This is a genomic window from Streptomyces sp. NPDC093598, assembly GCF_044764825.1.
Taxonomy (GTDB): Bacteria; Actinomycetota; Actinomycetes; order Streptomycetales; family Streptomycetaceae; genus Streptomyces.
On record NZ_JBIWIV010000001.1, the window covers coordinates 614709 to 638179 of the forward strand.

At 73.0% G+C, this 23471-nt stretch carries 23 protein-coding genes and 1 pseudogene; 13 read left to right on the forward strand and 11 right to left on the reverse strand.

Annotated features, from left to right (window positions below):
* The first annotated feature begins 10 nt into the window (after positions 1–10).
* Positions 11–793, forward strand: coding sequence for a peroxide stress protein YaaA (gene yaaA, locus ACIRDU_RS02840; RefSeq protein WP_403573487.1), 783 nt, complete (start codon positions 11–13; stop codon positions 791–793).
* Positions 794–855: 62 nt separating this feature from the next.
* A complete protein-coding gene (gene eda, locus ACIRDU_RS02845; RefSeq protein ID WP_403573490.1) occupies positions 856–1506 on the forward strand; it encodes a bifunctional 4-hydroxy-2-oxoglutarate aldolase/2-dehydro-3-deoxy-phosphogluconate aldolase in 651 nt (216 codons plus the stop codon).
* Here the strand turns inward: eda and ACIRDU_RS02850 are convergent.
* Genes ACIRDU_RS02850 through ACIRDU_RS02860 form a run of 3 tightly spaced genes read right to left on the reverse strand, consistent with a single transcriptional unit; the run spans position 1481 to position 4337 of the window.
* Positions 1481–2722: a bifunctional RNase H/acid phosphatase gene (locus ACIRDU_RS02850; protein WP_403573493.1), complete on the reverse strand. Its 1242-nt coding sequence runs from the start codon at positions 2720–2722 to the stop codon at positions 1481–1483. The genes eda and ACIRDU_RS02850 overlap by 26 nt on opposite strands.
* 20 nt (positions 2723–2742) lie before the next feature.
* Positions 2743–3486 (reverse strand): zinc ribbon domain-containing protein, encoded by a 744-nt coding sequence (locus tag ACIRDU_RS02855; RefSeq protein ID WP_403575108.1) that lies wholly within the window; start codon positions 3484–3486, stop codon positions 2743–2745.
* Positions 3483–4337, reverse strand: a complete 855-nt coding sequence (locus tag ACIRDU_RS02860) for a Nif3-like dinuclear metal center hexameric protein (protein WP_403573496.1) — start codon at positions 4335–4337, stop codon at positions 3483–3485. Before ACIRDU_RS02860 ends, ACIRDU_RS02855 begins: the two co-directional genes overlap by 4 nt.
* Positions 4338–4536: 199 nt before the next feature.
* On the opposite strand from ACIRDU_RS02860, the gene ACIRDU_RS02865 reads away from it, so the two are divergent.
* Positions 4537–5796 (forward strand): hypothetical protein, encoded by a 1260-nt coding sequence (locus tag ACIRDU_RS02865; RefSeq protein WP_403573499.1) that lies wholly within the window; start codon positions 4537–4539, stop codon positions 5794–5796.
* A 49-nt stretch (positions 5797–5845) separates the two neighbouring features.
* Positions 5846–6052: a hypothetical protein gene (locus tag ACIRDU_RS02870; RefSeq protein WP_403573502.1), complete on the forward strand. Its 207-nt coding sequence runs from the start codon at positions 5846–5848 to the stop codon at positions 6050–6052.
* Positions 6053–6120: 68 nt separating this feature from the next.
* Here the strand turns inward: ACIRDU_RS02870 and ACIRDU_RS02875 are convergent, their stop codons facing one another.
* From ACIRDU_RS02875 to ACIRDU_RS02885, 3 genes are read right to left on the reverse strand one after another with little or no spacing between them, the layout of a single operon-like run.
* Positions 6121–7062, reverse strand: a complete 942-nt coding sequence (locus ACIRDU_RS02875; protein WP_403573504.1) for a 3-oxoacyl-ACP reductase — start codon at positions 7060–7062, stop codon at positions 6121–6123.
* An 11-nt stretch (positions 7063–7073) separates the two neighbouring features.
* Positions 7074–8150, reverse strand: coding sequence for a Zn-dependent alcohol dehydrogenase (locus ACIRDU_RS02880; protein WP_403573507.1), 1077 nt, complete (start codon positions 8148–8150; stop codon positions 7074–7076).
* Between the two features lie 32 nt (positions 8151–8182).
* Positions 8183–9040 carry a MaoC/PaaZ C-terminal domain-containing protein gene (locus ACIRDU_RS02885; RefSeq protein ID WP_403573509.1) on the reverse strand — a complete coding sequence of 286 codons (858 nt, stop codon included), beginning with the start codon at positions 9038–9040 and terminating at the stop codon, positions 8183–8185.
* 444 nt (positions 9041–9484) lie between these two features.
* On the opposite strand from ACIRDU_RS02885, the gene ACIRDU_RS02890 reads away from it, so the two are divergent.
* Both ACIRDU_RS02890 and ACIRDU_RS02895 read left to right on the forward strand, forming a co-directional pair.
* Positions 9485–10699, forward strand: a complete 1215-nt coding sequence (locus ACIRDU_RS02890) for a hypothetical protein (RefSeq protein ID WP_403573512.1) — start codon at positions 9485–9487, stop codon at positions 10697–10699.
* Positions 10696–10917, forward strand: a pseudogene (locus ACIRDU_RS02895) (response regulator); the annotation flags it as partial. The gene ACIRDU_RS02890 and the pseudogene ACIRDU_RS02895, both read left to right, overlap by 4 nt.
* 56 nt (positions 10918–10973) lie before the next feature.
* On the opposite strand, the gene ACIRDU_RS02900 reads toward ACIRDU_RS02895, so the two are convergent.
* Both ACIRDU_RS02900 and ACIRDU_RS02905 read right to left on the reverse strand, forming a co-directional pair.
* A complete protein-coding gene (locus ACIRDU_RS02900) occupies positions 10974–11714 on the reverse strand; it encodes a class I SAM-dependent methyltransferase (protein WP_403573515.1) in 741 nt (246 codons plus the stop codon).
* A gap of 219 nt (positions 11715–11933) precedes the next feature.
* Entirely contained in the window at positions 11934–13394 is a 1461-nt protein-coding gene (locus ACIRDU_RS02905) for an MFS transporter (protein ID WP_403573518.1), read from the reverse strand.
* A 195-nt stretch (positions 13395–13589) separates the two neighbouring features.
* Between ACIRDU_RS02905 and ACIRDU_RS02910 the strand changes: the two genes are divergently transcribed.
* The 7 genes from ACIRDU_RS02910 to ACIRDU_RS02940 all read left to right on the forward strand — a co-directional run bounded on the left by ACIRDU_RS02910 (position 13590) and on the right by ACIRDU_RS02940 (position 20033).
* On the forward strand, positions 13590–15329 hold the full coding sequence (locus ACIRDU_RS02910; protein WP_403573521.1) for an MFS transporter: 1740 nt from the start codon (positions 13590–13592) through the stop codon (positions 15327–15329).
* Between the two features lie 103 nt (positions 15330–15432).
* Positions 15433–16083 carry a class I SAM-dependent methyltransferase gene (locus tag ACIRDU_RS02915; RefSeq protein ID WP_403573524.1) on the forward strand — a complete coding sequence of 217 codons (651 nt, stop codon included), beginning with the start codon at positions 15433–15435 and terminating at the stop codon, positions 16081–16083.
* A gap of 107 nt (positions 16084–16190) precedes the next feature.
* Positions 16191–16478: a hypothetical protein gene (locus ACIRDU_RS02920; protein ID WP_403573526.1), complete on the forward strand. Its 288-nt coding sequence runs from the start codon at positions 16191–16193 to the stop codon at positions 16476–16478.
* Between the two features lie 63 nt (positions 16479–16541).
* On the forward strand, positions 16542–17504 hold the full coding sequence (locus tag ACIRDU_RS02925; RefSeq protein WP_403573529.1) for an N-acetylmuramoyl-L-alanine amidase: 963 nt from the start codon (positions 16542–16544) through the stop codon (positions 17502–17504).
* A gap of 158 nt (positions 17505–17662) precedes the next feature.
* The gene (locus ACIRDU_RS02930; RefSeq protein ID WP_403573532.1) at positions 17663–18499 is read left to right on the forward strand and encodes a hypothetical protein; all 837 of its coding nucleotides are present in this window, start codon (positions 17663–17665) and stop codon (positions 18497–18499) included.
* Positions 18500–18596: 97 nt separating this feature from the next.
* A complete protein-coding gene (locus ACIRDU_RS02935) occupies positions 18597–19610 on the forward strand; it encodes an LLM class F420-dependent oxidoreductase (protein WP_403573535.1) in 1014 nt (337 codons plus the stop codon).
* Between the two features lie 129 nt (positions 19611–19739).
* Positions 19740–20033: a hypothetical protein gene (locus tag ACIRDU_RS02940; RefSeq protein WP_175432264.1), complete on the forward strand. Its 294-nt coding sequence runs from the start codon at positions 19740–19742 to the stop codon at positions 20031–20033.
* 97 nt (positions 20034–20130) lie between these two features.
* Here ACIRDU_RS02940 and ACIRDU_RS02945 read toward each other — a convergent pair whose 3' ends face one another.
* The 3 genes from ACIRDU_RS02945 to ACIRDU_RS02955 are packed head-to-tail and all read right to left on the reverse strand — an operon-like array spanning position 20131 to position 23410.
* Positions 20131–21201, reverse strand: a complete 1071-nt coding sequence (locus ACIRDU_RS02945; protein ID WP_403573538.1) for a prenyltransferase — start codon at positions 21199–21201, stop codon at positions 20131–20133.
* Complete coding sequence (locus tag ACIRDU_RS02950; RefSeq protein ID WP_031103643.1) at positions 21198–21947, reverse strand: class I SAM-dependent methyltransferase; 750 nt, start codon at positions 21945–21947, stop codon at positions 21198–21200. Before ACIRDU_RS02950 ends, ACIRDU_RS02945 begins: the two co-directional genes overlap by 4 nt.
* Positions 21941–23410 carry a glycosyltransferase family 4 protein gene (locus ACIRDU_RS02955; protein ID WP_403573541.1) on the reverse strand — a complete coding sequence of 490 codons (1470 nt, stop codon included), beginning with the start codon at positions 23408–23410 and terminating at the stop codon, positions 21941–21943. Before ACIRDU_RS02955 ends, ACIRDU_RS02950 begins: the two co-directional genes overlap by 7 nt.
* Between the last annotated feature and the right edge of the window lie 61 nt (positions 23411–23471).

Here is a 23471-nt window from a genome sequence, read left to right on the forward strand (position 1 = left end):
AGGAGTACGCGTGCTTGTCCTGCTGCCGCCGTCCGAAGGCAAGGCCTCTTCCGGCCGCGGTGCCCCGCTGAAGCCGGAGTCGCTGTCGCTGCCGGGGCTGACCGCCGCCCGGGAGGCCGTCCTCACCGAGCTGGTCGAGCTGTGCACCGGCGACGAGGACAAGGCACGTGAGGTGCTGGGGCTGAGCGAGGGGCTGCGGGGCGAGGTCGCGAAGAACGCGGAGCTGCGGACCGCGGGGGCGCGGCCGGCCGGGGAGATCTACACCGGCGTGCTCTACGACTCCCTCGGCCTGGCGTCCCTCGACACGGCTGCCAAGCGGCGTGCCGGGCGGTCGCTGCTCGTGTTCTCGGGGTTGTGGGGTGCCGTGCGGGTGACGGACCGGATTCCGTCCTACCGGTGCTCGATGGGCGTGAAGCTGCCGGGGCTCGGGGCGCTGGGCGCGCACTGGCGTGCGCCGATGGCGTCGGTGCTGCCCGAGGTGGCCGGGAGCGGGCTGGTGCTGGATCTGCGGTCCGCCGCGTACGCCGCCGCCTGGAAGCCGAAGGGTGAGGTCGCCGGGCGGACGGCGTCCGTGCGGGTGTTGCACGCGCCGACGCGGAAGGTGGTCAGCCACTTCAACAAGGCGACCAAGGGGCGGATCGTGCGCAGCCTCCTGACCGCCGGGGCCGAACCGAAGGGGCCGGCCGAGCTGGTGGAGGCACTCCGGGATCTCGGGTTCGTCGTGGAGGCGCAGGCGCCTGCGAAGGCGGGGCAGCCGTGGTCGCTGGATGTGCTGGTGGACGAGGTGCACTAGAGGGCGTTGCACACTGCGCAATGACTTTTGCGCAGCCTGCACGCCGACGGCAGGATGAGGCCATGGCCTCCCCTGCCCTGCCCGCCTCCGTGCTGGACCTCGCGCCCGTCGTCCCGGTCGTCGTCATCGAGGATGCCGGCGACGCCGTACCGCTCGCGCGGGCCCTGGTCGCGGGCGGGCTGCCCGCGATCGAGGTGACCTTGCGGACGTCCGCTGCCCTGGAGGCGATCCGGGAGATCGCCCGGGAGGTGCCCGGGGCCGTGGTCGGGGCCGGGACGGTGATCCGTCCCGGGCAGGTCGGGGAGGCGGTGGCCGCGGGCTCCCGCTTCCTGGTCAGTCCGGGCTGGACGGACGTGCTGCTGGAGGCGATGCGGGCGTCCGGAGTGCCGTTCCTGCCGGGGGTGTCGACCGCGTCCGAGGTCGTGGCGCTGCTGGAGCGCGGGGTGCGGGAGATGAAGTTCTTCCCGGCGCAGGCCGCGGGCGGTACGGCGTATCTGAAGTCGCTGTCGGGGCCGCTGCCGCAGGCCCGTTTCTGCCCGACGGGCGGGATCGGCCCGGCCTCCGCGCCGGACTACCTGGCCCTGTCCAACGTGGGCTGTGTGGGCGGGAGCTGGATGCTGCCGCGGGACGCCGTCGCGGCTCGCGACTGGGGCCGCGTCGAGGCGCTGGCCCGGGAGGCGGCGGCGCTCAGCGCAGGTGGGACGTGTCGTTGAGGAGGCGGACGCTGGCATTGCCGTCCGCGTAGTACGCGACCACCGACAGGGACGCGGCCGACAGTTCCATGCGGAACAGGGACTCCGGCGGGGCGCCCAGGGCGAGCCGGACGAGCGTCTTGATCGGGGTCACGTGCGTGACGAGCAGGACCGTACGGCCCGCGTGGGCCGCGACCAGCTTGTCGCGGGTGGCGGCGAGCCGGGTGGCCGTCGCCGCGAAGCTCTCGCCGCCGCCGGTGGGTTCGGCGTCCGGGGAGGCCAGCCAGGCGTTCAGGTCGTCGGGGTGGCGCTCGCGCACCTCGGCGAAGGTGAGTCCCTCCCAGGCACCGAAGTCGGTCTCGCGCAGCCCGTCGTCGATGCTCACGTCGAGCCCGAGCCGGGCGGCGACGATCCCGGCGGTCTCCCGCGTCCGGGCGAGCGGCGACGACACGACGGCCTGGATGGTGCCCCGCCGGGCCAGCAGCGCGGCGGCCCGCTCGGCCTGCTCCCGGCCGGTGTCGGAGAGGGAGGGGTCGGTACCGCCGCTCCCGGAGAAACGCTTCTGGGGCGTCAACGGCGTCTCGCCGTGGCGCAGCAGGACGAAGGTGGCGGGGGCGCCCATGTCGGCGGGGGCCCAGCCGGGGGCGGCAACGGCTTGGGCGGCGCGGGTGTCGGCGCCGGCCTTCGCCGTGTGCGCGTCGGAGGCAGCACGGGCGTCGGTATCAGCAGCGACCCCGGGTCCAGCAGTCTCAGGAACCGCGGAGACTCCGGCGCCCACGGCCGCCGCGTCCAGCTCGGCCGTGGAGTCCGCCTCCGCCCACCGCTCACCCCTGGCCCCGGCGTCCATCGCCTCGTTGGCCAGCCGGTCCGCGTGTTTGTTCTGTTCCCTCGGCATCCACTCGTACGTGACCCGGCCGGGCGGGAAGACCCGGGCCGCCTGCGCGGCCAGTGGCTTCATGTCGGGGTGCTTGATCTTCCAGCGGCCCGACATCTGCTCGATGACGAGCTTGGAGTCCATCCGGACGTGGACCGTCGCTGCCGGATCCAGTTCGTGGGCGGCGTGCAGGCCGGCGAGGAGGCCGCGGTACTCGGCGACGTTGTTCGTGGCGACGCCGATGTACTCGGCGGTCTCCCGCAGGGTCTGCCCCGTCGCCGCGTCGCTGACCACGGCCCCGTAGCCCGCGGGCCCCGGGTTGCCCCGCGACCCGCCGTCGGCCTCGACGATGAACTCCCGCACCGCAGCGGCTCCCTGAAGGCCTAGAGGCCGGACTCGGACGTGCGCACCAGGATGCGGCGGCAGTTCTCGCAGCGGACCACCGTGTCGGGCGCCGCCTTGCGGATCTCGGCCAGCTCGGTGATGGCGAGCTCCTGCCGGCAGCCCTGGCAGCTGCGCGCGTACAGCTTCGCCGCGCCGACGCCGCCCTGCTGCCCGCGCAGCTTGTCGTAGAGCTTCAGCAGGTCGGCGGGGATCGAACCGGCGATGACCTCGCGCTCCTTGGTGACCGTGGCGACCTCGCCGTCGATCTGCTCGAAGGCCGCGTCGCGACGCGCGGTCGCGTCGTCGATCTTCGACTGGACGGAGGTGACGCGCTCGGTCAGCTCGGCGACACGCTCCTGCGCGGACTCCCGGCGCTCCATGACCTCCAGCACCACGTCCTCCAGATCGCCCTGCCGCTTGGCGAGGGAGGCGATCTCGCGCTGGAGGTTCTCCAGGTCCTTGGGGGAGGTGACGGCACCCGAGTCGAGGCGCTGCTGGTCGCGGGTGGCGCGCTGGCGCACCTGGTCCACGTCCTGCTCGGCCTTGGTCTGCTCGCGGGCGGTGTCGCTCTCCTCGGTCTGCGCGGCCACGAGCAGGTCGCGCAGCTGGGTGTGGTCCTTGGTCAGCGACTCGATCTCGGCGTGCTCGGGCAGCGACCTGCGCTTGTGCGCGAGCTGCTGGAGGCGGACGTCGAGGTCCTGGACGTCGAGGAGTCGGATCTGGTCGGCGGGCGCGGCGTTCAGTTCGGGGCTCCAAGGGGGTCGGAAGTGGCAGAGGCCGCGTGCGCGGTCCAGGGGTCGGTGACCGTCTTCGAGACGTGGACCCGCAGGTCCCATCCGTGCCGGTCGGAGATCTCGTCGAGCTGGCTCGCGGCCAGCTCGCACCAGGGCCACTCGGTGGCCCAGTGCGCCGCGTCGAGCAGCGCGAGGGGGCTGTGGGCGCGGGCCTCCGACACGGGGTGGTGGCGCAGGTCCGCGGTGAGGAAGGCGTCGACGCCCGCCGCGCGCACGTGGTCGAAGAGGCCGTCGCCGGAGCCGCCGCTGACGGCGACGGTGCGCACGAGCGCCTCGGGGTCGCCGGCGACGCGGATGCCCTGCGCGGTGGCGGGCAGCCGCTCGGCGGCGCGGGCGGCGAGATCGCGGACAGTCAGCGGGTGGTCCAGCGCGCAGAGCCGGCCGAGGCCGCGGCGGCCCTCGGAGTCGGTGGGGTCGGGCACGAGCGGCCCGGTGACCCGCAGGTCCAGCGCGCCCGCGAGGGCGTCGGAGACACCCGGGTCGGCGGTGTCGGCGTTGGTGTGGGCGACGTGCAGGGCGATGTCGTTCTTGATGAGGGTGTGGACGACACGGCCCTTGAAGTGCGTCGCCGCGACCGTCGTCGTGCCGCGCAGGTAGAGCGGGTGGTGGGTGACGAGCAGGTCGGCGCCCAGTTTCACCGCTTCGTCGACGATCTCCTGGACGGGGTCCACGGCGAACAGGACCCGCGTGACCTCCTGGTCCGGGTCGCCCACGACGGTGCCGACCGCGTCCCAGGACTCGGCCCGCTCGGCGGGCCACAGGGTCTCCAGGGCGGCGATGACTTCAGACAGACGGGGCACGGGAGCAAGGCTACCCGCCTGATCTGTGGCGTTGCACCGCCACCGCCCGCTCCCGGCACACATCGCCCCGCTCAGCACAATCGCCCCCTTCTCCTCAGGCGAATCGTTCCTGGAACACCCTTATGTGTGAAGTCGGGGGCCAGGGAATTCCCCGCCCGCACGTGCGAAAACTACGTTCGTCACTGGAGGTGACCGAACGATGACTGCCTGTGCGATCGAGCCTTCGGCGGGGCACGAGGACGGGGACGGTGCCGCGCCGGCACGCTGCACGCTCTCCGCGGACGGCTCCTACGCCGCTCGCCTGGCGTCGGCGGGCGACTCCTGGTTCCCGGAGCGCTGGACGCTGGACGGCCCCGAGCCCTACGCGGTGCCCCTGCCCCGCAACCAGCCGGAGGAGCCCGGCACCGAGGTGCAGCCGATGGGCGACGGGCGGGTCCTCATCCACCGGGTGGTGGCCGGGCGGCACACCTTCTCGCTGCTGTACCCGACCGGGCCCGGTACCGGCGAGCTGCCCCTGGGCGCGGTCGAGTCCCCGGACGAGACCGCCCGGCTGTGGCTGCTGCCGCCCGCCCCGGGCGGTGAACGGGCCTACGCCCTCGCTGTCGGGCCGCGGTCGACGTCGGTGTGGCTGGTGGCGGGCGGCGCCTTCGGGCCCGAGCGGCTGGCCGAACTGCCCGGCCGCTGCTCGGGCGGGGTCTGGCTGGACCGGACGGGGCGGCTGCTGGCGCTGGACCGGGAGACCGGCGGCCGCACCAAGTCCGTCGTGGTGGACCTGGACCGCGGTGGCGAGGTCTCGCCCCTGCTGCAGATCGCCGCCGAGAGCGACGACCGGCTGCTGCTCGCCGACCACGACAGCGGGCTGCTGATCGTCCGCTCGGACGCGCCCTCGCCGGGGCAGGACCGGCTGGGCTGGGGTGTCCTCGGCAGCACGCTGCCGGTGCGTTTCCCGGAGTGCCTGCGGCTGCGGGACTGCTCCGTCACGCCGTTCGCGATCCAGCCGGGGCAGGTGCTGACGCCGGAGAGCTGCGCGGTGGCGCTGCGGGTGGACGGGCCGGCGGGCAGCTGGGTCGGTGTCTGGCGGCCCGCCGAGCGGCGGATGCATCATCTCCGGGCGCCGGAGGGGTGGTTGGCGGGCACGGGCCTGTGGACGCCGGAGGGGGTGCTGCGGCTGCCGTACGCGACGGAGGCCGTGCCGTGCGGGGTGGCGCGGGTGAGCCCGCCGCCCGCCGCCGAGCAGGAGCCCGGGACCGCTTCGGCGCCGCATCCGGAGCCGCAGCCGCCGGAGCCGCCGGCCCCGGACCCGGACCCGGCCCCGGAACACTCCGGACAGCCCGCCCCGCCTCCGGCGCCCTCGGCCCCACGTCCTGTGCCCCTTCAGGAAGCGCCGTTGGGACGCCTTGTAACGAACCAGTGCCGGTTGGCGCGGCTGCCTGGATCCGAGGTCAGGGGTGCCGGTTAGACTCACCCGGCTGTAAAAAAGATCATGTTGACGGGGTGAATTCCATCCGATGAGCGACGCCAGCACGCACCAGCCGCGTAACGCCCCCAAGGGCTCCGACGAGCTCCGTCCAGGGGGGACCCCCACCGTCCAGCAGACCTCCTCCGGCCCCGGCCGGCACCGTGGTGAGGTTTCCACGCAGGACGGCGAGACGGCTCCGCGCGGACGCCACCGCAAGCCGGTGGCGGAGACCGAGCAGGCCGTGACCGCGGCCTGACGGCACGCCGGTCACCAGACGGCGAACGGCCCTTCCCGCCACAAGCGGGGAGGGCCGTTCCGTGTCACTCATCCGCGTTTCAGTCCGAGCACCTCCGTCGCCGCGAACGTCTCCCCCGCCGGCCGGTCCGCGTAGTACGGCCCGAGGACGGACTCCAGCTCGTCGTACGTGAAGGTGTCCTGCTTGCTGTCGAACTTGGCGGCGACCCGCGGCCGTTCGACGACGGCGACCGTCCCGCCGTGCACCACGAGGAGCTGCCCGTTGACGTGGGCGGCGGCCGGTGAGGCCAGATAGCCGACGAGCGGCGCGACATGTGCGGGGGCGAGCGGGTCGAGGCCGGTGCCGGAAGGCTGCTCGACACCCGCGAAGACGTCCTCGGTCATCCGGGTGCGGGCGCGGGGGCAGATGGCGTTGGCCGTGACGCCGTACCTGCCGAGGGCGAGGGCGGTGGAGGTGGTGAGGCCGACGATCCCGCCCTTGGCGGCCGCGTAGTTGGGCTGCCCGGCGGAACCGGCGAGGAACGCCTCCGAGGAGGTGTTCACGATCCGCCCGAACACCGGCTCCCCGGCCCGCTTGGACCGCTCCCGCCAGTGCGCGGCGGCGAACCGGGTGGTGTTGAAGTGACCCTTGAGGTGCACGCGGAGAACGGCGTCCCACTCCTCCTCGGACATCGAGAACACCATGCGGTCGCGCAGGATGCCCGCGTTGTTGACGAGGATGTCGAGCTTGCCGAACGCGGCGACGGCCGACTCGACGAGCGTGCGCGCCTGTGCGAAGTCGGAGACGTCGCCGGTGTGCGCGAGGGCGGTCCCGCCCGCCGCGCGGATCTCGGCGGCGACCTCCTCGGCGGGCCCGGCCGAGGCCTCGCCGGTGCCGTCGCGGCCGGGCTGTCCGTAGTCGTTGACGACGACGGCGGCGCCGAGCCGGGCGAGTTCCAGCGCCTCGGCCCGGCCGAGCCCGCGGCCCGCGCCGGTGACGATCGCGGACAGTCCCTTCAGGGGCAGCGCCATGGGGTGGGCCCTCACATCTCGATGCAGGTGCGCAGGGCCGTCCCGGTCCGCATCTGGTCCAGGGCCTCGTTGATGTCGGCGAACGGGACCCGGTGGGTGATCAGGCCCGCCAGATCGACCCGGCCCGCGCGCCACAGTGCGATGGTGCGTTCGTAGGAGCGCAGCACGTCTCCGCCGCCGTACATGGACGGCAGGATCCGCTTCTCGTCGAAGAACAGCTCGAACATGTTGAGCTGGAGGAAGTCGTCCATGGCCCCGGCGCCGACCACCACGAGCGTGCCGCCGCGCCGGGTGCTGTCGTACGCGGTGCGTGCCGTGGCGGACTTGCCGACGACCTCGAAGACGTGGTCGAAGCCCTCGCCGGCGGTGATCTGCTGTGTCGCGTCGGGCAGTTCGTCGGGGGCTATGGCCCGGGTGGCGCCGAACTTCAGCGCGGACGCGCGGCGCGCGGCGATCGGGTCGACGGCGACGATCTCGGCGGCGCCCTTGAGCCGGGCGCCCTGGATCACGGAGATGCCGACGCCCCCGCAGCCGATGACCGCCACCGAGGAACCGGCCTCCAGGTCGGCCGTGTTGAGCGCGGCACCGAGGCCGGTGGTCACTCCGCAGCCGATGAGGGCGGCGATGTCGAAGGGCACGTCGTCGGGTATCGGCACCGCGCAGCCGGCGTCGACGACGACCTCCTCGGTGAAGGTGCCGGTACCGGCGAAGCCGAAGACGTCCCCGCCGGGCCGCTTGAAGTTGGGGGTGCCCGCGTTCATGAACCCGGCCAGGCACAGCTCGGTCTGCCCGCGCTTGCAGGCGGGGCAGGCACCGCAGGCCGGCAGCCAGCACACCACGACCCGGTCACCGGCCTTCAAGTGGCCGACGCCCTCCCCGACTTCGAGGATCTCCCCCGCTCCCTCGTGCCCGGGCACGAACGGCGCGGGCTGCGGCAGCACCCCGCTCATCGCGGACAGGTCCGAGTGGCACAGCCCCGTGGCGCGCACCCGGATCCTCACCTTGCCGGGCCCGAACCCCACCGCCTCGACGTCGTCGAGGACCTCCAGCTTGTCCTGGCCGATCTCGTGCAGTACGGCTGCGCGCATGGTGCGGGCTCCCCTCGTACGGCGTTCTGGACTCAGGTGTGTTCGACGACGGTGTCGGCGAGGACGGGCGCGTCGTCCCTCTCGACGGCGCTGACGGCGACCCGGGTGGACTCGGGCGTGTGCCACATGCGGATCCGCAGGGTCTCCCCCGGGTACACGACCCCGGCGAACCGGGTGGCGTAGGACCGCACCCGGGTCACGTCGCCGCCGAGCAGCGTGTCGACGACGGCCTTGAGCGTGATGCCGTAGGTGCACAGGCCGTGCAGGATGGGCCGTTCGAATCCGGCGACCTTGGCGAACTCCGGGTCGGCGTGCAGGGGGTTCCAGTCGCCGGAGAGGCGGTAGAGGAGGGCCTGGTCCTCGCGGACCGGCCGCTCGACGGCCTGGTCGGGTTCCCCGGCGGGGGGTTCGAGTCGGGCGGACGGGCCGCGGTCGCCGCCCCAGCCGCCCTCGCCGCGGATGAAGATCTGGGCGTCGTTGGTCCACAACGGGCCGTCGGCGTCGGCGACGTCGGTGCGCAGCACGAGGACGGCCGCCGTGCCCTTGTCGTACACGGCGGCGATCCGGCTGGTCGCGGTGGCGGTGCCCGCCGCCGGGAGGGGCCGGTGGATCACGAGGCTCTGGCCGCCGTGCAGGACGCGGGCCAGGTCGACCTCGACGCCGGGCATGGACAGTCCGCTGGTCACACCGGGCTTTCCGCCACCCGCGACGGTGGCGAAGCTCGGCAGGACGTGCAGCCGGGACTCCAGGGTGTAGCGCAGTTCGTCGGGGTCGGTGGCGGGGCTGCCCGCGCCGATGCCGAGGTGGTAGAGCTGCACGTCCTTGTGGTCCCAGGAGAGCTCGCCGGTCCGGGGTCCGGCCGCGAGCGCCTTGGCTGCGTCGATGGGCATGGGGCTCCTGATCGCCGGGAGAAGGACCTCGGTACGGCCGTCCGCACCGTCGGCCGCACCGAGGCCGTCTGGGACCGAACTGGAACACGAACTGGAACGCGTTCCAGTCCTGCGCCCTCTGTATAGCCGAGCCCCCGGCAGTTGTGAAGTCTCCTGACACTGTGTCAGATTCCAGTGGCGATGACATCACCTGGTCCGGCCGGCTCCGACGGCACGGGTCTGACCGGGCTGACGGAACGCCTCGCGGTGGCGGGCGGTTCGCTGACGGCGGGGGCCTCGGGCCAGGGGCGGGTCCGCGGTGACGGCGGAGCCTCCGCTCGACGCGGGGGACGCACAGCCCACGGGGGCAGGACGCTTCCGCAGCGACGCGGACGTGTACGTTGGCCGGTGGTCCGCGCCACCACACGTCGAGAGCGCCGGCAACGGCTGGGGGAACGGGAGCACATGGGACGCGTCGCCGTCATCACCGCACCGAACATCGGGTACCGCAACACGGGCATGCTGACCGTGGACTTGGCGTTCGAGTCCCTGCGGCGGCGGATGGAGACCGCGTTCGACGCCACCTGGTACACGCTGCACACGCCGGAGACCGTGCCGCTGCGCGACGCTGCGCGCGGCACCGAGTTCCCGTTCCGCTTCCGTCCGCTGGCCGAGCATCTCGACTCGCTCCGCGACCATGACGCGGTCGTCTTCTGGGGCGACTTCCTGCACACCCGGCACTACCTGGCGCAGGACGCCACGAACCGCCTGCTCGACTTCGGCTTCGCCGCGGACCGGGACGACGCCCGGGGGCAGCTGAACCGGGCCCTGCTGTTCGCGGACCAGCCGGACGAGCTCCTCGCGCGGACCCTCAGCTACGGCGGGACGATCCTGCACAACACGCAGTCCGACTACGAGGACAAGGAGTACGGCCCGCTGTTCTCCCGTCTGGTGAGGCGCAGTCACCGGATGTGGGTGCGCGATCCGCTCTCGGCGGCGAAGGTCGCGCATCTGCGCGGGGACCGTGCGACCGACCACTTCGGTTCGGACGCGGCGCTGCTGTCCCGCCCCGGCGACCTGGACCACCTCCCGACCACGCCGTGGTCCCGGTCGCTCCCCGACGGCGGCGCGATCGGTGTCTTCCTCGGCGCGCGTACGCCGGTGCCCGACTGGCTGCCCGCCTTCTGCCAGAGCCTGTCCGACCGGCTGGGCGCCCCGCTGGAGTGGCTGCCCTGGTTCGACCGGGACGTCCCCGCTCCGGTCGGCCACATCGCGGCCCGCCCGGGCGATCCCACCGTCGGCGACCTGGTCGGGGTCCTGCCCCGCTACCGGCTGGTCATCACCGACACGTACCACCTGGCCGTCAATGCGTGGGGCGCCGGTACCCCTGCGGTGTGCGTCGGCGCGCCCGAGCCGACCCCCAAGACGCACGACGACTACCTGACGCTGAGCGATGTGAAGAAGCACGTCTTCCACATGGCGTACGACGCCACGGACTTCTATCTGACGACCCAGGAGGGGCACGGGCGGGACCTCGACCGGATCGCCGGCCTCCTGGAGGGCGGCGGAGCGGAGGCCGTCGCGGCGCGCATCCGCGATCACGCCGACCACTCGGCGACGTCCTTCGTCCGGACGCTGACCTCGCTGCTGGACACGCCCCGCCCCACTCTGGGCCCGTGACCGACCGGCCGATCCGCGTACTGCTCGCCGAGGACCAGGTGGCGGCGGGCGACGCGATCCTGGACGCGGCCCTCGCCCACCGCCCCGACGTCGCCCTCCTCGACATCGAACTCCCCGGCAGGAGCGGCCTGGACGCCGCCGCCGACCTGCGCGACCGGGTCCCCGACTGCCGCGTGCCGATGCTCACGGCCTTCGGCCGCCCCGGCTACGTGCGCCGCACCCGGAAGCGCATGGAAGCCCTGCGCGAGGCCCGCCGCCAGGGCCGGCTGTAGTCCTACGCCCGCTGGAAGAGCGCGGTCCACAGGAAGGACTCGCCGAAGCACTCCGACTCCTCCGGCTCGTCGCGCATCCGCCGCAGTTCGAGCTCGGTCAGACCGGAGAAGATCCCGCGCAACGCCTCGGGCGTGTACGCGAGCCCGCCCCGCAGTCCGGCCGCCTCACGGTAGAAGTCCGCGTCGGACAGCTCCGAGCCCATCCCGCCGGCGCCGGCGGCGAAACACGTGAGGCCGAACAGGCCACCGGGCGCCAGGAGTTGCTCCAGCAGGGCGAGATAGCTGACCCGGCGGTGGGGAGGCAGGTGGTGGAAGCAGCCGGAGTCGTGGACGAGGTCGTAGGGTCCGGCGAGTTCCGTACCGGCGAGCGCGAAGGCGTCCCCGCAGTGGAACCGTACGCCCTCGGCTCCCGCCTCACGGGCGCGCTCCCGGGCCCAGTCGACCGCTGCCGAGGACAGGTCGACCGCGTCGACCTCGTAGCCCCGCGCGGCCAGATACAGCGCGTTGCGCCCCGGCCCGCATCCCAGATCGAGCGCCCGACCTCCGCGGACCGGCCCCCGCTCCACGGCGGCGACCAGGCTTTCGTCCGGCTTCGCCACGAAGAACGGCACCGGCCGGGAACGGTCGGTGTAGAAGCCGTCCCACCAGTCGGCACCGCGCCCCGTCCACCGATCGGCCTCGGGTGCGAACAGCCCGTCGAGCAGGGCGAGTACGTCGTCGACGGTGCGTATGTTCCGGTCCATCCGGTCCCCCTTCCGCGTCCGCCCACGGTAGGTCGCGAGGGGCTGAAAGACCAGGTCAGGGCGGGTAGCCCGGCATCAGCGAGAGGCCGTGCACGGGCCGCCGCGCGGCGGGGAGGCACCCCGGGGACGGGCCACACCGCCCCCTGACCGACGAAGCGGCGGCGCACCCGTGGCGGGCCGTCACGCCCCCGTTCCCGGCCACGCCGGCCGCGGTTTTTTTCAGGCGCCCTGCCGCTCCCCGGCCTTCCGCGGCAGCCACACCCACATCAGCACCACCCCGGCCGTCAGCACCCCGGCGCCCACCCGGAACGCGAGTGCGTAGCCCTCGGTCAGGGCCCGCGGAGTCGTGCTGCCGGCCGACTCGGCCGCCGCCAGGGTGGACAGGACGGCCAGGCCCAGGGAACCGCCCATCGTGCGAGACGTGTTGACGAGGCCCGAGACCAGGCCTGCCTCTTCGGGGGCCGTGCCGGACGTGGCCAGGGAGGCGAGGGGGGTCGCGGCCAGGCCCGCGCCGAGCATCATGAGGACGCCGGGGACGAGGATCGCCGTGGCGTAGGAGCCGTCGGGGGTCATCGTGGACTGCCAGGCGAAGCCCGCCACGGCGACCAGGGTGCCGAACGCGGCGACGTTGCGCGGGCCGATCGGCCGCATCAGGCGGGGTGCGAGCTTGGAGCCGAGGATGACGGCGAGGGAACTCGGGACCAGGGCGAGGCCGGCCTCCAGCGGGGTGTAGCCGAGGACGTTCTGGGCGTAGAGGGTCATGAAGAACCACATGCAGAACATCGCGGAGCCGCACAGGAACATCGAGACGTTCGCCGCGGAGACCGAGCGGACGCGCAGGAGGCCGAGCGGCATCAGCGGACTCGCCGTGCGGGCCTCGACCGCGAGGAACGCCCCGAGCAGGACCAGCCCGGCGAGCAGCGGCAGCAGGGTGGCCGGTGCCGTCCAGCCCTCCGCCTCCGTCTGGGAGATGCCGTAGGCCAGCGTGCCGAGACCGGCCGTGACGAGCAGCGCGCCCGGCAGGTCGAGGCGCCGCCCGTCCCCGGCCCGGCCCTCGGTGAGGAACCAGGCGGCGGCGCACAGCACCACGGCCCCGACGGGCACGTTGATCAGCAGCACCCAGCGCCAGGAGAGGGTCTCCACCAGCAGCCCGCCGACCAGGCCGCCCGCCGCGCCGCCTCCGGCGCCGACCGCCGTCCAGGTCCCTATCGCCCGGGCCCTCGGGGCCCCTTCCGGCACCGATGCCGTGAGGATCGTCAGCGTCGAGGGCGCCAGCACCGCCGCGCCCAGTCCCTGCACGGCCCGCGCCACCAACAGTTGCCAGTCGTCCTGCGCCAGCCCACCGGCGGCCGAGGCGAGGGTGAACAGGCCCAGCCCGACGAGGAACATCCGCTTGCGGCCGTAGAGGTCCCCGGCGCGCCCGCCGAGCAGCATGAACCCGGCGAAGGCGATGGCGTAGGCGTTCACCACCCACTGCAGGCCCTGCTCGCTGAGCCCCAGCCCGGTCCGCATCGACGGCAGCGCCACGTTGACGACGGACACGTCCAGCACGACGAGGAACTGCCCGGCGCAGGTGAGCGCCACCACGAGCCACATCGGCGGCGCTCCGCGCGCACGCAGGCGGGAGAGCCGGGAAGAACGGGCCGTGGCGGTGTCGGCGGACTCGAGCATGGGTGTCATGCTCTCAACCGCCTTGCACCCCTTGCATCGGGATTTCGCCGGGCCAGGGCCTCCGCCCCTGGCCCTAGGACTTCGGCAATCCCAAGGGAAGGTCAAGTTTTCGTTAGGGTGCCAAAGCAACGGAATAGTTGCCTGGAGATACAAGGTTCAGAGCCCACGTAACCCTGACGCTCCCCGGCCTGGAGGCCCCCTTCCATGACGCAGACGACGACAGACCGCCCGGCCGGCAGAGCGAGCGGGGCCGTGGTCCCGGTGCTCGCGTTCGCGGGCATCGTTGTCGCGGTGATGCAGACCCTGCTCGTTCCGGTGATCAAGGATCTGCCGCAACTGCTGGACACCACCCCCAGCAACGCCACCTGGGTCCTCACCTCGACCCTCCTCTCGGGCGCGGTGGCCACTCCCATCATGGGCCGCCTCGGCGACCTCTACGGCAAGCGCCGCATGCTGATCCTGAGCCTGGCCGTGATGGTCGTCGGCGCCCTGGTCAGCGCGCTCACCAGCGATCTGCTGCTCATGATCACCGGCCGTACGCTCCAGGGCTTCGCGATGGGCGCGATCCCGCTCGGCATCGGCCTGATGCGCGACATGCTGCCCCGCGAGAAGCTCGGCTCGGCGATGGCCCTGATGAGCTCCTCCATAGGCGTCGGCGGCGGCCTCGCCCTGCCCGCCGCCGCCCTGGTCGCCCAGCACAGCGACTGGCACGCCCTCTACTACGGCGCCGCCGGCCTCGGCGTGGCCGCCATCGCCCTCACCCTGCTCGTCGTACCGGAGTCCCCGATGCGCGCCGAGGGCACCTTCGACCTGCCGGGCGCGCTCGGCCTGTCCGCCGGGCTCGTCCTGTTCCTGCTGCCCATCACCAAGGGCAGCGACTGGGGCTGGACCTCCGGCACCACCCTCGGCCTGTTCGCCGCGTCGGCGGTCGTGCTCGTGCTGTGGGGCGTGATGGAGCTGCGTCTGAAGGCCCCGCTGGTCGACCTGCGCACCACGGCCCGCCCGGCCGTCCTCTTCACCAACCTCGCCTCGATCATGGTCGGCGTCTCCTTCTACGTCGTCTCCCTGGTCCTGCCCCAGCTGCTCCAGCTGCCCGAGTCCACCGGCTACGGCCTCGGCCAGTCGATGGTCGTCGCGGGTCTGCTGGTCGCGCCGCTCGGCCTGACGATGATGTTCACCGCGCCCGTCTACGCCCGGCTGTCCGCGAAGTACGGCCCCAAGGTCACCCTGATCCTCGGCCTGCTGATCATCGCGATCGGCTACGGCGCCGGCCTCGGCCTGATGAGCGCCGCCTGGCAGAGCCTGGTCATCTCGGTCCTGCTGGGCGCGGGCATCGGCCTCGCCTACTCCTCCCTGCCCGCGCTGATCGTGGGCGCGGTCCCGGCGTCGGAGACGGGTGCGGCGAACGGCCTCAACACCCTGATGCGTTCCATCGGCACGTCGGTGTCGAGCGCCGTGATCGGCATGGTGCTGGCGAACACCGCGAACAACGTGGGCGGCGTCGAGATCCCGACCATGCACGGCTTCCGGGTCTCCTTCCTGATCGCGACGGGCGCGGTGGCGGTGGGCCTGCTCCTGGCGCTGTTCCTGCCGGGCCGGCGGCCGTCGAACGGGCCGCAGTTGCGCGCGAGCAGCGAGGAGGACGCGGCGCTGGAGCGCGCCGAGCAGGTCCTGCGCGGCTTCCGGGGCCGGGTCCTGACCGCCGACGGCTCCCCGGTCGCCCGCGCCAAGGTCACGCTGATCGACCGCCGCGGCCGCCAGGCCGGCGCGACCCTCTCCGCCGAGGACGGCAGCTACGCGCTCATCGTCCCCGCCCAGGGGTCCTACGTCGTGGCCGCGCGCGCCACGGGGCACGGCCCGCTCGCCTCGTCCGCGACCCACGCGGGTGACGAGCGCCCGGTCGACCTGGACCTGTCGCTGCCGGGCGAGACGGTCTCCGCCTGACCTTCCGCCCGGCCCCGCTACTCACCGGTACCCCCTGTCGTGCTCTCGGCAGGGGGTACGGCACGATGGGCGCCCTGACCGTCGTACGACCGAGAGGAACCCCATGCCCGCGGCCCCGAAGCCCGAGATCCTGGCCGCGTTCGAGGCGGCGAAGGGGTTCATGCCCGCCGGTGAGGGCCTGGCGCTGTACGCGGCGGCCGTGGAGGCCGGGCGGCTCGGACTGCCGCTGCTGGAGGTCGGCACGTACTGCGGCCGGTCCACGATTCTGCTCGCCGACGCGGCCCGCGAGGCCGGAGTCAGCGCGCTCACCGTCGACCACCACCGCGGCAGCGAGGAGCAGCAGCCCGGCTGGGAGTACCACGACCCGGAGACGGTCGACCCCGAGATCGGCGTGATGGACACGCTGCCCACGTTCCGCCGCACGCTGCACCGGGCGGGCCTGGAGGAGCACGTGGTGGCGCTGGTCGGGCGTTCCCCGCGGATCGCCGCGTTCTGGCGGACGCCGCTGGGGTTCGTCTTCATCGACGGCGGCCACACCGACGAGCACGCCACCGCCGACTACGAGGGCTGGGCCCCGCACGTCGCCGAGGGCGGCCTGCTGCTCATCCACGACGTCTTCCCCGACCCGCAGGACGAGTTCACCGGCCAGGCCCCGTACCGCGTCTACCTCCGGGCCCTCGCCTCCGGCGCGTTCACCGAGGTCTCGGCGACGGACTCGCTGCGCGTCCTGCGGCGCACCGGCCCGGGCATCTGAACGAACGGCTGGGCGGGTGAACTGCGCCCCCCGCACCCCTTCCCGGTCGGCCCACGGACGGCGTGGCGAGTCGGCGGGCGAGAGCCGCTGCCCAAGGATCCGGGCGCGTGGCACACACCTTCGCAGAGCTCGTGGAGAAGCAGCGCGCGGCGGACGAGGCGTACGCCCTCGTGCGTCAACTCCAGGACGCGTACGGGCCGCCCACCCAGACCAAGTGGAGCGACCAGCAGACCACCACCTGGGAGACGGCCTGGCGCGCCTGGCGCGATCTCGCCCGGGACGTCCAGGCTGCGGTGACCGGGTACGCGCAGCAGGAGGGCACACCGCGCCAGGAGATCGAGGCGCGGGTGAAGGAGGCGGTACGGCACGGGGACGGCGGCGGGAACGGGACGTAGCCGCCGCCCGACCGGACCGTCCGCGGCCCACCGCCCCCGCGGACGGCCGCTAGGGTGGCAGGCGTGTCGTACGCAGGCCCGGACTTCGAACCTCCCCAGCCCCGCCGCCCCCGGCGCGGCCCCCTGACCGTCGCGCTCGCCGCGCTGGTGCCGGGGGCGCTGCTCGGCTGGCTGGTGTACGAGACGGTGGGCGGTTCGGGGGACGACGGGGGCTCGGGGCAGGCGAGCGTACGGTCCTCCTCGCCCGCCGCGTCGAGCGCGCCCTCCGACGACGCCAAGGAGCCGAGCGCCTCCCCGAAGCCCTCGGACCCGCCCCCGGACTCGCCCTCGGCCTCCGCGCCCGCCGCCTCCGGCCCGCTCAAGGGCAAGGTCGTCGTCATCGACCCGGGGCACAATCCGAGCAACTTCCAGCACGCGTCCGAGATCAACCGCAAGGTGAACATCGGCACGAACTGGAAGGAGTGCGACACCACGGGCACATCCACCAACGACGGTTACACCGAGGCGAAGTTCACGCTGGACGTGGCGCACCGGATGCGCACGCTGCTGGAGAAGCAGGGTGCCACGGTGAAGCTGACGCAGGACGGCGACCGGCCGTACGGGCCGTGCGTGGACGAGCGGGCCCGGATCGGCAACCAGGCGAAGGCCGATGCCGTGGTCTCGATCCACGCGGACGGCTCGGGCGCGGGGAACCGCGGCTTCCATGTGATCCTGCCCGGCGCGGTCCACGCGGGCGCCGCGGACACCCGGGCGATCGTCGGCCCCTCCCGCGATCTCGGTGAGCGCGTCGCGGGCCGCTTCGTGGCCGTCACCGGCAGCGCGCCCTCCAACTACATCGGTGACGGCGGCGGACTCGTCACGCGTAAGGACCTGGGCGGTCTCAATCTGTCAACGGTTCCCAAGGTGTTCATCGAGTGCGGCAACATGCGCGATAGCAAGGACGCGGCGTCGCTCACCAGCGGCGCGTGGCGACAGAAGGCGGCGCAAGGGATCTCTGAGGGAATCGTGAGTTTCCTGCGCGGGTAGTCCCGGACCGGCAGATCCCGGCGGACACCCTGATCGGGCGGACGATAGGGTCCTCCTTACGATGAGGGGCCACCCCCGCGCTTCACACCGAGTCCGGACGGCGGCATGGTGACAGCGACGCCTCTACCGACGATGAGACGACCTACGAAGGACCTGAAGTGAATATCCGCTCCCTCACTCGGGGCGACGGCGTGGTGATCGGAGCAGCGGTATTGCTGTTGATCGCGTCGTTCCTCGACCTCTACTCGTTCGACAATGTCCCCGACAGCGTCGACCTCCCCAGCCTGTGGGGCAGCGGCCCGGTCGTGTTCAGCGTCGTGCTGGCCGGGATCATCGGCGCCGCGCTCGTCGTCGTGGCCCGTGGCCTTCCGCAGGCCCCGAAGATCGCGGGGATCGAGCTCGGCCAGTTCGGCGCCGCCTTCACGGTGTTCGCCGCGTGGAGCGCGCTCGGCAACATCTTCGACGTGCCCGGCGGCTTCGACAACATCGGCGACAACGCGAGCGACGGCGCCCCGAGCCCCGGCATCGGCCTGATCCTCGCCCTCGTCGCCACGCTGCTGCTCGCCGCCGCCGCCCTCGCCACCCCCCTCGTCCCGGCCCTCAAGGGCGCCCTCCTCCCGGCCCCCCGCCCGGCCGCCCCGCAGCCCTACGGCGCCCAGCCTCCCGGCGGTTACGGCTACCCGGGCGCGCAGCAGCCCGGTGGTTACGGCCACCCGCAGCCGGGCCAGCCGCAGCAGCCCGGGCAGCCGTTCGGCGGCCAGCCCCAGCAGGCCCAGGCGCCGCAGCCGCCGGCCGGGGACTTCTCCCCGTTCTGGTTCGCGGTGCCGGTGCCGCGGCCGCTGTTCGCGGAGGACGGCTCGCCGACGCCGATCGCCGAACTCGCGCCGGGCACCTGGTACCTGGCCGTCGAGCAGCGCGGAGCGGCCCTGGTCGCCCAGACGCAGGACGGCCGCCGCGGTGTCCTGCAGGACACGTCGGGCATCCAGCGCGGCTGAGCCCCCTCGGCCTCTCACGGCCCCTCGCCCTTCCGGGCGGGGGGCCGTTGTCGTACAGTCGGCGTCCCGTCAGCTGACACACCGTCAGGAGGCAGGCATGCGGCTCGGTCTCGCGCTCGGCTACTGGGGCCGCGGCCCCTCCCCCGGCCATGTGCACCTGGCGCAGGAGGCCGAGCGGCTCGGCTACGACTCCGTCTGGACGGCGGAGTCATGGGGCTCGGACGCCTTCACCCCGCTCACCTGGATCGCGGCCCACACGTCCCGCATCCGCCTCGGCACCGCGGTCGCGCAGATGGCGGCCCGGTCGCCGGTCACGACCGCGATGCACGCCCTCACCCTGGACCACCTCTCCGGCGGCCGTGTGATGCTGGGCCTCGGCCTGTCCGGCCCGCAGGTCGTCGAGGGCTGGTACGGCCGTCCGTTCCCCGCCTCGCCGCTCACCGCCACCCGTGAGTACGTCGACGTGCTGCGGCAGGTGCTGCGCCGCGAGGCCCCCGTCGAACTGGCCGGCCGCTTCCACTCCCACCCCTACCGGGGCCCGGACGCCACGGGCCTCGGCAAGCCTCTCAAGCCGATCACGCACCCGCTCCGCCCGGACCTGCCGATCCTGCTCGGTGCGGAGGGGCCGAAGAACGTCGCTCAGACGACCCGGATCGCCGACGGCTGGCTGCCGTTGTACTGGGCGCCGACCCGCCCGGAGGTCTACGGCCCGGCCCTGGCCGACCTGCCCGAGGGCTTCCTGGTCGCGCCGATGGCGCAGGTCCGGGTCTGCGACGACGTGTCCGAGGGCCTGCTGCCCGTCAAGGCGATGCTCGGCTTCTACATCGGCGGCATGGGTCACGCGTCCCGCAACTTCCACGCCGACCTGATGGCACGCATGGGCTACGAGGAGGAAGCCCGCCGGATCCAGCGGTTGTTCCGCGACGGCCGCCGGGAGGAGGCCGTGATCGCCGTCCCTGACGCCTTCGCCGACGAGATCTCCCTGGTCGGGCCGCGTGAACGCATCGCCGAGCGGCTGGAGTCGTGGCGGAAGGGGCCGGTGACCGACCTGCTGGCCCTCGCGCCCGACCCGCACACCCTGCGGGTGCTCGCCGAGCTCGGCTCCCGGTGAGCGGCGGTGTCACCAGACGATAACCACCCGCGGGGAACGTGGGTTGCGACAGGAAGCGCACGGCGAAGGCCGTCGGAGGCGACTCGACGGGCCGGGTTTCATCCAGAGTTCAAGGGCAATCCGGAAGGTATGTCCCCTCGATATCGCAACGGTGCGAATCAAGCCGGCACGATCGTCGCGGTCGTGGCCGACATCATGGCCCTGATCCTGGGTCTGTGGATCCTGATGTACCTGCTGGACGCCAACCCCGGCAACTCGTTCGTCCAGTTCATCCACGACGCGGCCCGCTGGCTCGCCGGCTGGTCGCACGACCTGTTCACGTTCGACGAGGCGTGGGCCCGAGTGGTCTGCGGCTACGGCCTGGCAGCGGTGGTGTACCTGTTCGTCGGCCACGCCATCGCCAACCGAGCACACCGGCACTGAAGATGCCCGATGGGGCTCGCCCCTCAGGGGCGCGGGGAACTGCGCGAGCAAGCACATACAACCCGCGCCCGCCGAGCTCGGCGAGCCCCCCCGGCTCTCAGGCGCAGCAGTCCGACTCGAGCCCGACGGGCAAGTCCGCACCACCGAACACCTGGCACGTCGCCTCGTGACCCCCGAGCGCGGCCACGGCCAGCAACAGCGACCCGGCCGTCCATGTCGTGAGTTCACGGGGCCAGACCGCGTCGTCGTCGAAGACGTACCCGGTCCAGTACAGCCCGCTCTCCGGATCGCGCAGGTGCTGGATCGACTGCAGGATCTCCAACGCCCGGTCGGACTCCCCCATCGCCCACAGCGCGAGCGCGAGTTCCGCGGACTCGCCCCCCGTCACCCACGGGTTGGGAACCACGCAGCGCACCCCCAGCCCGGGGACGACGAACCGGTCCCAGTCCTCCTCGATACGGTTCTTGGCCTCCGCACCGGTCAGCGCACCGCCGAGCACCGGGTAGTACCAGTCCATCGAGTACCGGTTCTTGTCGAGGAACCGCTCGGGGTGGTGGCGTATGGCGTGCCGCAGCGCGCCCGCCGCCAACTCCCAGTCCGGTTGCGGCTCTTCCCGCTGCTCGGCGATGGCCAGCGCGCAGCGCAGGGCGTGGTGGATCGAAGAGCTCCCCGTCAGCAGGGCGTCCGTCGTCTCCGTACCGTCGTCGTCGCGCCGCCAGCCGATCTGGCCGCCCGGCTGCTGGAGGCGCAGGACGAACTCCACCGCCGCGTACACCGCCGGCCACATCCGGTCCAGGAACGCGTCGTCGCCGGTGGAGAGGTAGTGGTGCCAGACGCCCACGGCTATGTAGGCGACGAAGTTGGTCTCCCGGCCCCGGTCGGTGACCGCGTCGAACTCGCCGTCGGTGTAGGCGGCGTACCAGGAGCCGTCGTCGTTCTGGTGCCGGGCCAGCCACAGGTAGGCCCGCTCGGCGGCCTCGTGCTCGTCGGCCGTGTCGAGGGCCATGGCCGCCTCGACGTGGTCCCACGGGTCCAGGTGGTGCCCCCGGAACCAGGGGATCGCCCCGTCCTCGCGCTGCACGGCGAGGATGCCGGCGACGGTCGCGGCGGCCTCCCCCGCGGTGAGGACCCCGGGCAGGACCAGATGTTCCGTCCGGGGAGTGGTCACTTGGCGTCCGCCCCGGTGTCGGCCAGACGCGGCAGGTGCGGCTTGGTCGCGTACGCCACGAAGCTCTTGCCGATCAGCGGGTTCAGCGCCTGCTCGGCGACCCGGGTGGCCAGCGGCTTCTTCATGATGTCCCAGACGAGCAGCTTGTGGTACGCCCGCACCGGCAGCGCCTTGTCGTTGTCGACGCCGAACGCGCACTTGAGCCACCAGTAGGGCGAGTGCAGGGCGTGGGCGTGGTGCGTGCCGTAGGGCTCGAGGCCGGCTTCGCGGATCTTCTCCAGCAGTTCGTCCGCCTTGTAGATGCGGATGTGACCGCCCTCGACCTCGTGGTAGGCGTCGGAGAGGCTCCAGCAGACCTTCTCGGGGCCGTAGCGCGGGACGGTGACGGCGATGCGCCCGCCGGGCTTCAGTACCCGCACCATCTCCGCGAGGACGCCCTTGTCGTCCGGGATGTGCTCCATGACCTCGGAGATGATCACGACGTCGAAGGACTCGTCGGGGAAGGGCAGCGCGAGGGCGTCGCCCTCCATGGCCGTGGCGGTGGCGCCCTCGGGGGCCTCACCGGCTTCCTTCATCGCCGCGAACCACTTCGCGACCTCGCGGATCTCCTCGGCGTTCTGGTCCAGCGCCACGACCTGCGCGCCGCGCCGGTAGCACTCGAACGCGTGCCGCCCGGCCCCGCAGCCGAGATCCAGGACGCGGTCGCCCGGGGCGAGCGGGAACCGGGAGAAGTCGACGGTCAGCACGTGGCCCTGCTTTCGGAGTTGACGCCTTCTACATCTGCCGGGGCTGCGGAGACAGCACCTGCTGTGCCTGCGGGGGCTGTGGGTACAGCACCTGTGGGGGCTGCGGAGACAGCACCCGTCGAGGGGGCCGGACGGCCGGAAGCCCGCGGCACGGCGCGCATCCCGGCCCTGTCGATCTCCTCGCGGTACCGGGCCACCGTGCCCTGCGCGGCCCTGGCCCAGGTGAAGTGCCGCAGCACCCGCTCACGTCCGGCCGCGCCGAGCCGTGCGCGCAGTTCCGCGTCACCCAGCAGGCGGCTCAGGCCCGCGGCCAGGGCGCCCGCGTCGCCGGGCGGTACCGCAAGGCACGTCTCCCCGTCCCGGCCGGCGACCTCGGGGATGGCCCCACCGGTCGTGGCGAGGAGCGGCGTCCCGGTGGCCATGGCCTCCGCGGCCGGCAGCGAGAAACCCTCGTACAGCGACGGCACGCACGCGACCTGCGCCGAGCGGACGAGGTCGACGAGTTCCGCGTCGGAGATGCCCTTGACGAACTCGACCGCCCCGGCGAGGCCGTACCGCTCCATCGCCTGGGCGACCGGCCCTTCGGTGGGCCGCTTGCCGACGACGACGAGATGGGCGGCGGGGTGCTCCGTGCGCACCTTCGCCAGCGCCTCGACGAGATGGACCAGGCCCTTCAGCGGTACGTCCGCGCTGGACGTCGTCACGATCCGGCCCGGCACGACCGGCACCGAGGGATCCGGCGAGAACAGGTCGGTGTCGGCGCCGATGTGGACCACGTGGATGCGGTCCTGCCGGACACCGAGGTGGTCGATGATCTCCTGCTGCGAGGTGCCGGAGACGGTGAGCACGGACGGCAGCCGGCGCGCGACACGCTTCTGCATGCGCGTGAAGGCGTACCAGCGCCGCACCGACCAGCGCCGCTGCCGGCCCTCCGCGGCGTCCAGCTCCAGCTGCCGGTCGACGGTGATGGGGTGGTGGATGGTCGTCACCAGGGGCGCGCCGACATCGCCCAGCAGGCCGTAGCCGAGGGTCTGGTTGTCGTGCACGACGTCGAAGTCGCCGCGGCGGGCGCGCAGGTGGCGGCGGGCGCGAAGCGAGAACGTCAGGGGTTCCGGGAAGCCGCCCGTCCACATGGTCGCGACTTCCAGCGCGTCGATCCAGTCGCGGTACTCGCCGCGTCCCGGCGTGCGGAAAGGATCCGGCTGGCGGTACAGGTCGAGGCTGGGCAGCTCGGTGAGGCTCAGCCCGTCGTAGCCCTCGTCCAGGACGGGATACGGCTGGGCGCCGATGACCTCGACCCGGTGGCCGAGGCGGGCCAGTTCGCGCGAGAGATGCCGGACATAGACGCCCTGCCCGCCGCAGAACGGGTTCCCTTTATAGGTGAGGAGCGCGATGTGGAGCGGTCGCAAGCCGTCGGCAGCGGGGCCCTGGGGAGCCCCGGCCTCCCTGGCCTCTGCGGTCACTCTGGGCCCCCTTCTCCCTGCACTGTCCCGCGAGATTACGCCGGGACGCTAATCTAGAACA